Below are 7,790 nucleotides of genomic sequence, written 5' to 3'. Positions count from 1 at the left end.
GTGAAATCTCAGGTCAGGGGCCTTTTCGTTCGTGTGCGCGAGGGGGGACTTGAACTGACCTCGACCCCCTCGCGCCGCGAAACCGTGTACGGCGTTCTGCCGCATAAAATCAACGATCTGCGGCATGTGACCTGTGGATAACTCCACCGCGATACCCCGACCTACAGGTTGCTTAGCACTTTCGTTAGCACTTTTCGCGGCGCAGCCGAAGCATCCGGGCCAGATGCGCGGGGTCGACTGCAAGCCTGCGAACCGACCTGTGGTCGTCGGCGGGCATCGACCGACTGCTATCACGTCACGTCCTACCCGAAGAGAAAAGGCCGCATGTACAGAGTCGCGATGTATCCCATGCAGCCGACGATCGCGACGAGCACTGCCCCTGCTACCGCGCCCCACCAGCGCCAGCGCCGCGCGAGGATCAGCGCAGTTATGACGGCTCCTGCCGCAAGGATGCTCCAGATAATGGCGGGCAGCAGCCGTGCATCACCGCCACATCCCGCTGACGGTGGCAGGATCGCGGCGCACACGCCACTTGGCGGTGAGAGCGGCAGGGCGAGGCCCCACATTGAGACCACGGCGATTACAGCGATGGCGAGCGCGGCGACTCCTCCGAGCCACGCAGGCAGCCTCGTCACGCTGTGGTTCATTGTGGTCGCGGCCATGCTGGAGACTCTCTGCTCGTGCGAACTTGCGTTTCACGGTGTACTCAGTAAGGATGGACGCACAGCTTACCGAGTAAGGAGTGTCCCGATGTCGGTTCCGAAAGCGTTCCTCGCGTTGTTGCACGAGCGGCCTATGAACGGCAATCAGCTCAAGTCTGAGTTCGAGGTCCGCACAGGGGCGACGTGGCCTCTGAACGTCGGCCAGGCCTATACGACATTGCAGCGGCTGGAGCGAGACGAACTGATCGCGCCCATGCGCGATGAGACAGACGAATCCGAGATCTACCGCGTGACGGACACCGGTAGCCAAGCGGTGCGTGCATGGTGGGAGTCTCCTGTCGAGCGCACTCGTCCGGCGAGAGACGAACTGGCGATCAAGCTCACTCTCGCGGCGACCTCCCCAGGCGTAGATGTGCGGACGGTCGTTCGTGTCCAGCGTACGGAGTCCATGCGGATGCTGCACGAGTACACCCGGCTCAAGGCTGAGGCCACCGAGGGAAGCGAACGCGCGGACCTATCGTGGCGGCTACTCCTGGAGTCACTGATCTTCCAGACGGAGGCAGAGATTCGCTGGCTCGATCACGTCGAGGCGACGGTGATCCGCGAAAGCAGGAACACGGCTGCCGCAGCGAACGAGATAGCCGCGTGGTTGTCAGAGAACGAACGGAGCGGCAAGCGATGACCGCGCTGCTGGAGTTCGAGCAGGTCTCGCGTGTTCATCACGAAGGCGAGAGCGAGGTGCACGCCCTCGATGAGGTGAGCTTTCGGATCGAGTACGGCGAGCTCGTCGCGGTCATGGGTCCCAGCGGATCGGGCAAGACCACGCTCCTCAACCTTGCGGGAGGACTTGATACACCCACAAGCGGGCGGGTGCTTGTGGCCGGGGTTGACGTCTCGGCGTCGTCGGCCGAAGATCGCGCGGGCCTGCGGCGACGCTCGATCGGCCTGGTGTTCCAGGAGTACAACCTGGTGTCCTCGCTCACCGCGCTGGAGAACGTGGCACTGCCGCTCGAACTGGATGGCACATCGGCCGGGGAGGCTCAGGAGCAGGCGCATCGTCTGCTGGGGCTGGTCGGCTTGGACGACAGGGCGAACCAGTTCCCGGATCGGCTCTCTGGTGGCCAGCGGCAACGTGTGGCGATCGCTCGCGCCGTTGTGGGGTCACGGGAGTTGATCCTTGCCGATGAGCCGACCGGAGCCCTGGACTCGGCGCTTGGAGAGGACATCATTCGACTTCTCCGCGCTCAGGTCGGCCCCCGCTCGGGCGGGGTTCTCGTCACGCACGATCCTCGGTACGCGGCCTGGGCAGACAGGACGCTGTTCCTCGCCGACGGGAAGCTTGTCTCGGGAACACCGACGCTGGCGGGCCCCGGCGACCTGCTCTCGCCACCCGCTGAGGGCGCACGGTGAGTCGCCGCAAGCGTGGAGCCTCGCTTTCGTGGCGGATCGCCGTGCGCGAACTGCGGCAAGGATGGGGGCGATTCGTGCTTGCCGCGCTCGTGATCGCACTTGCCGCCGGTGCCGGGACAGCGGTGGATGTCCTCGTGCGATCTGCTCAGATCACCGACGCACGATACGCGCAGTGGGCGCTCGGAGATGCTGCGACGGCGCGCATCCAGTGGTTCGGTAACGGTCCCGCGCAGCAGACGCCACGCGCGGATACGGCGCTGGGCGGTGGCGAAGACGCGACCCTCGCGGAAGTGACCGACATGCTTGACAGTCTCCTGCCCGTTGACTCGGAGCGGACAGCGGTTCGACAGGCGGCGGTTGCGATCCGCTCCGGAACATCGCTGACCGACGGAGTTCTCGCCGCCGAAGGCCTCATCACGGACCCACTGCTGTCAGGACTCCTCACTCCCTGGACCGGCGCGCTACCGGAGCAGCCCGGCGAAGCGTCGCTGAGCCGTGCACTCGCGGAACGCCTGAACGTCACAGTGGGCGACACCGTAGAGGCGCGAATAGGCGAAGATGATGAGTTCACCTCGGTGCAGATCGTCGGTGTGCACGAGAACAACCCCCTCGCCTTCGACGTCGCCCTCACCGATGGCACGTTGATACCTGAGGCGCCCACCCTGCTGTCGGGACCGGCCACGGTGTGGTTCGTGGACGGTGCAGACCTCTCGTGGAGCGACGTGCTCGCGGGGAACGATGCCGGATTCATCACCATGAGCAGGACGGTGATCCTCGATCCCCCTTCGGCAACGCAGGTGCCGATCTACCTCGACGGCGCAGCCTACGAGGCGGATGTCACCGTTGGCATCGTGATCGTCGCGGTCACCGTGGTCAGCGTCGGGGGCACCTTGATCGCGCTTCTGATCGGCCCCGTGTTTGCTATCGGCGCGAGAAGATCGCGCAGGGACTACGCCCTCTTGCGAGCGCAGGGCGCACCGGCCAAGACGATCCGCGCGATCATGCTGCGTAGTGCGGGGTTGGTAGGCCTCACAGGCGCTGTGGTCGGTGCGCTGACCGGGATGCTCGCCGCGATCATCACCGTCGTCACCACGACCGCGACGGGCAGCATCGCGTACCCGAACTTGACCCTGCCGTGGCTGGATGTCCTCGGCATCGTGCTCGGCGGGACGATTGTCGCCGTATTGTCTGCATGGCTGCCAGCGCGTCGTGCTACCAGAGACGACCCCGTTCTCGCGCTACGTGGAGAACAACCCGAGCCCGCTGTGTCACGGAGGACACGCCCGATCCTTGTGGCTGCACTGTTGGTCGCGAGTGCAGCAACAGCCGCTCTCACACTGTTCACCGGGCAGCGCCTGTGGCTCATGGTCACCGGACTATCCGGCACCATCGGGATCGTCCTCGCGCTCCGCCCACTGCTTCCCTTCCTCGGCCGTCTGGCGGGCCGGCTGCCACTCAACGCGCGTATCGCCGTACGCGACGCGACACGCCGGGCAGACCGCACCGCGCCCGCAGTGACGGGCGTCGCCGCCGCGATCGCATTCGCCCTCTGCGTCGCGATCGTCACCGCGACTCAGTACGCTACCGCGTCCGCAGCGTGGGCTCTCCGCGCCGCACCTGGCACGATCATGATCTACGACGGCCACTACATGGCCTCGACCGGCAGCGAGAACCCCTTCGCCACCTCTGTCCAAGAAGGAGACGCAGGTGGCGAGACCTCGGTCACCACTGCGCAAGAGCGGCAACGGCTCCAGGACGTGATCGCGGAGTTCGTCCCCGAGACGGAGCTGGTCGATGTGCGGATGCTGAGTCTGGAAGGCGATCAGTTCCCCCGCATCCTCATCGACCCGGAGAAGACCTGCCCCGCCTGGGCCGACGAGACAGAGACTTACAACCACTACACCGACCGCCCGACCGGGACCGGCTACCCCGCATCGGCGGCGAGCCAGAACTGCTGGATCGACAAACGTCTCTCCGACGCCAACTCGCAGTCCTACTGGACCACGAACGACGGGGGCAACATCGTCGTCGACGACGACGGCACACTGATTCGTGCGCTCGGGCTGCCCGGTGCCGAAGAAGCCGCGCAAGCACTGGAAGCCGGGAAAATCGTCCTCACCAGAGAACTCGATCTGTGGCCGGACGGAACCGCCCACCTCGGCATCATGGAAGACGACCACCCAGCGATGGCGAAATGGGAACAACTCATCGAGGACGCTCAAGGCCAAGGCGTCTACGAGAACCCGCCTGACCCCATCGAGAACGCCACCGTCATCGCCGAGGCCGAAGTCTTCGACTGGCCCTCCGCACAATGGCAGGCATTCATTCCCGAATCACTCCTCGCCAAAGCCCCGCTCAGCCAGAACGCGCCAACGGCCGAGCGCGTCGGCCTCATCGCCACCGCCAACGGCCTCATGGATGTTCAACAGCTCGATCAACTCCGTGATCGTCTGCTTCTGCTCGGAGTCAACGACATCACCCAAGCTCGCGGCTACGCAAACGACGGGCTCGCTACCACCCTGACGACCGTGACCATCCTCGCCGCACTCATCGCGTTCGCCGCGACCTGGGGCACCAGCAGACTCGCTGTGGCGGACATGCGCCCAGACCTCCGGGTGCTTTCGGATGTCGGCGCCTCACCCCGCGCACGCCGCAGGATCGCCACCGCTCTCGCCCTCACGATCGGCTTGCTCGGGACGCTGGCCGGAACCATCGCAGGCGTCCTCCTCGGCACCACCGCAGCAGCGGCAACGGCAAGCAGCGACACGATTGCACGCGGCGCATGGGTGCTCACAGTCCCGTGGCTTCCGGTCGCGATCATCGCCGTCCTCATCCCCGCGCTGACCGCTGCGGCAACCTGGCTACAGCAGAGAACAGGGATAGACCGCGGACGTGCCGCAGACAACGGCATCGCGCTGAATCACTGACGATCGGATCAACTACTAAGGACTGAACGGCACCGACGCACTCACCATTGAACAGCTCCGCCTCCAGCGTCTGACTGGCCGTCGGCGAGGATGCTGACGGCCTCCAGAGCCTGTCGTACCACGATCAGAGACCGCTCCTGCTCCTCGCGGACTTGCGGAGAGATCTGAGGCGAGTCAAAGAGACGCTGGATGATCGTGCTCGCCTCAACAAGATGCTGCCGGATGAAGGCAAGCTCGTCAGCTGAAAGCTCTATCTCAAGTCGTGCCGTACGTGGAGGCCACCCCACTGGCCCTGCTCCGGCATCAGCATGGCGGTTACTGGCTGCCCAGCCGCGCTCCCGGAGCGCCTGCGCGCTCGCAGAGAGCAAGTCATCGTTGAAGTCGATCGCGGTGCGGGCGACATTGTCCATCGTCGCATCGATCGTCAACCACACCGCTACCGTCAGCGACCGCACCCTCCGTTCGTTCATATTCGTTCCCCTCACGTTCCACTGCCTTTTCGCGCTTGCATGGTTCCCACTCAGCAGTCGGCCCAGCAACTACGGCGCTCATCAGCACTCACAAGATTCTCCAGCCTCCCAACCATATCCCTTCCGAATGAACGTATGCTACCGTGGTAGATACAGCATGTTCCACATAAGAAACATTCGGAGGTGATCCTCATGCATGGCGGCGTGATCCTGTTCCGGGGAACCGGAGCCGACGCGCGCCGCTACGTCGAGGCCGACCGCTCCCGCGCCGATGACTACTACCTCGACGCGGATGCGTCTGTGGCCGCGTTCACCGCGCTCGACGGCGCCGGGAACGTGATCGCTGCGCTGGGGCTTGACCCGGAGGCGTATGCGGGATGGGTGGATTGGGTGAACCCGGTCACGGGCGAGTCGATGGGCACGCCCCGTCTACCAGGTGTCGGGAAACAGGGGTCGCCGCGGTTCGCAGAGATGGTGGTGAATGCACCGAAGTCGCTCTCGATCGCCGCAGCGCTCCACCCGGAAGTCTCCGAAGTTCTCGACCGGGCGCAGCAGGACGCGGTGGCGGAGATTCAGGCATGGCTCGCCCTGCATTCCGTGACTCGTGTCGGGCCGCGTGGGAAGCAGGAGGTGGTGCCCGTCCAGCAGTTGCAGACGGTGGCGGTGTCGCACCGCACGAGCCGGGCGGGTGATCCGCACCGGCATATCCACTTCCAGGTCGGTACCCGCGTGTGGGCGGCCGGGAAGTGGCGGGCGCTGGACACTGCGGGGTTGTTCCGGCAGCAGGGCGCGATTCGCGCGCTCGGTACTGCCGTGATCGCCGCGCACCCGGAGCTTGCGGAGGTGCTGGATCGGCACGGCTTGACCCTAGATCCGGTATCGGGTGAGGTGGTCGAGTTCGAGCGGTTCAACGGCGTGATGAGTAAGCGCGGCGAGCAAGTTCGCAAGCACCTGGAACGCTTCGAGGCGGAGTGGGAGGCGACGCATCCGGGCGAGACTGTGGGGCCGGTCGTCTCCGCCCGGCTCGCGGCGAAAGCGTGGGCGTATGAGCGGCCCGCGAAGAAGCCCACCACCCTGCACGAAGAACAGGCCTGGGTGACGGAGTTGCGAGAGGCCGGCTACGACCCGGCCAGGTTGCGCCGGCCTGTGCGTCGTGCGCCGGTGTCGCTGGATGACCTCTCCGTGCAGGTCGTAGCGAGCCGTGCGCTGGATCGGTGCGCCGCGGGCGGGTCGGCGTGGACGCGGCACACGGTGCAGGAGCACGCGACCCGGATCATGACCGAGTACGGCGTGCAGGCCGCACCCGTCGAGGTGCGCGAGTTCGTGCGCATCGCAACGGCGTTGGCGATGGAGGATTGCTTCTCGATCCTCCCGCCCGGCGCACCGACACCGGAGCATGTGGCGCACCTCACCAGCCTGCGCGTCGTGCAGGCCGAGACAGAACTGCGCGACCTCCTGACCGCACGAGTGCCGAAGCGGGAACCGAAGCACCCCGACGTGCAGGGCGTGGCGCAGGCACGGGGCCTAGATGCGGGGCAGGAGCGCGCCGCCGCTGCCGTTGCATCGACTGATCCGCTCGTGGTCGTGGAGGGTGCCGCGGGTGCGGGCAAGACCACGATGCTCGGTGTCGCAATCGAAGTCGCGACGCAGCGCGGGAGGGCGTCGCGGGTGGTTGCGCCGACGTTGCGCGCCGCCCAGGTCGCACACGAAGAACTCGGGGTACCTGCAACATCGGTTGCGGCGCTCCTGCACGCGCACGGGTGGCGGTGGAACGATGACGGCGTCTGGACGTGCCTCACACCCGGCGACACCGACCCCGAGACCGGGCGCACCTATCGCGGCCCGACCGAGGACGCGCAGCTCGTGCGGGATGAGCGGGTGATCGTGGACGAGGCCGGGATGCTCGACCAAGACACCGCAATCGCGTTGCTCACCGTCACCGCCGAGGCGGGCGCAACGGTCGCACTCGTCGGTGACCGGGCACAGCTCGCCGCCGTCGGTCGTGGCGGGGTGCTCAATATGGCCGCGCACATTCGGGGGCGCACGTTCGACATGGCCGAGGTGCACCGCTTCACCGACCCCGCCTATGCCGACCTCACGCTACGGATGCGCGACGGCAAGCAGCCCGGCGAAGTGTTCGACCAGCTCGCCAGGCTCGGGCTAATCCGTCTGCACGAGAGCGGCGACGATGCGCGCGCGCACATCGCCCAGGAGCGGCAGGACGGCGAAGCGGTCACTGTCAGCACGAACGATGAAGCCCGCGCCGTCAACGCCCGCATCCGCGAGGAGCGAGTCTCGCACGGTGTCGTCGACGACACGAC

At 66.1% G+C, this 7,790-nt stretch carries 6 protein-coding genes; 4 read left to right on the top strand and 2 right to left on the bottom strand.

What is annotated here, in order from left to right:
* Positions 1-302: 302 nt before the first annotated feature.
* Entirely contained in the window at positions 303-662 is a 360-nt protein-coding gene (locus tag ACTIAO_RS16250; RefSeq protein ID WP_441901725.1) for a hypothetical protein, read from the bottom strand.
* Positions 663-750: 88 nt separating this feature from the next.
* On the opposite strand from ACTIAO_RS16250, the gene ACTIAO_RS16245 reads away from it, so the two are divergent.
* Genes ACTIAO_RS16245 through ACTIAO_RS16235 form a run of 3 tightly spaced genes read left to right on the top strand, consistent with a single transcriptional unit; the run spans position 751 to position 4,999 of the window.
* A complete protein-coding gene (locus ACTIAO_RS16245) occupies positions 751-1,344 on the top strand; it encodes a PadR family transcriptional regulator (protein WP_441901723.1) in 594 nt (197 codons plus the stop codon).
* Complete coding sequence (locus ACTIAO_RS16240) at positions 1,341-2,072, top strand: ABC transporter ATP-binding protein (protein ID WP_441901721.1); 732 nt, start codon at positions 1,341-1,343, stop codon at positions 2,070-2,072. The genes ACTIAO_RS16245 and ACTIAO_RS16240 overlap by 4 nt, the downstream gene beginning before the upstream one ends.
* A complete protein-coding gene (locus tag ACTIAO_RS16235; protein ID WP_441907182.1) occupies positions 2,069-4,999 on the top strand; it encodes an FtsX-like permease family protein in 2,931 nt (976 codons plus the stop codon). Before ACTIAO_RS16240 ends, ACTIAO_RS16235 begins: the two co-directional genes overlap by 4 nt.
* 41 nt (positions 5,000-5,040) lie before the next feature.
* Here the strand turns inward: ACTIAO_RS16235 and ACTIAO_RS16230 are convergent, their stop codons facing one another.
* A complete protein-coding gene (locus ACTIAO_RS16230) occupies positions 5,041-5,469 on the bottom strand; it encodes a hypothetical protein (RefSeq protein ID WP_441901718.1) in 429 nt (142 codons plus the stop codon).
* A gap of 192 nt (positions 5,470-5,661) precedes the next feature.
* Here ACTIAO_RS16230 and mobF point away from each other — a divergent pair.
* On the top strand, positions 5,662-7,790 hold a 2,129-nt coding region (gene mobF / locus ACTIAO_RS16225), incomplete at its 3' end, for a MobF family relaxase (RefSeq protein ID WP_441907183.1).

The organism is Microbacterium sp. (genome assembly GCF_052099035.1).
Lineage (GTDB): Bacteria > Actinomycetota > Actinomycetes > Actinomycetales > Microbacteriaceae > Microbacterium.
The sequence above is the reverse complement of the archived record's forward strand: the minus strand, read 5'-3'. Positions and strand labels throughout refer to the sequence as shown.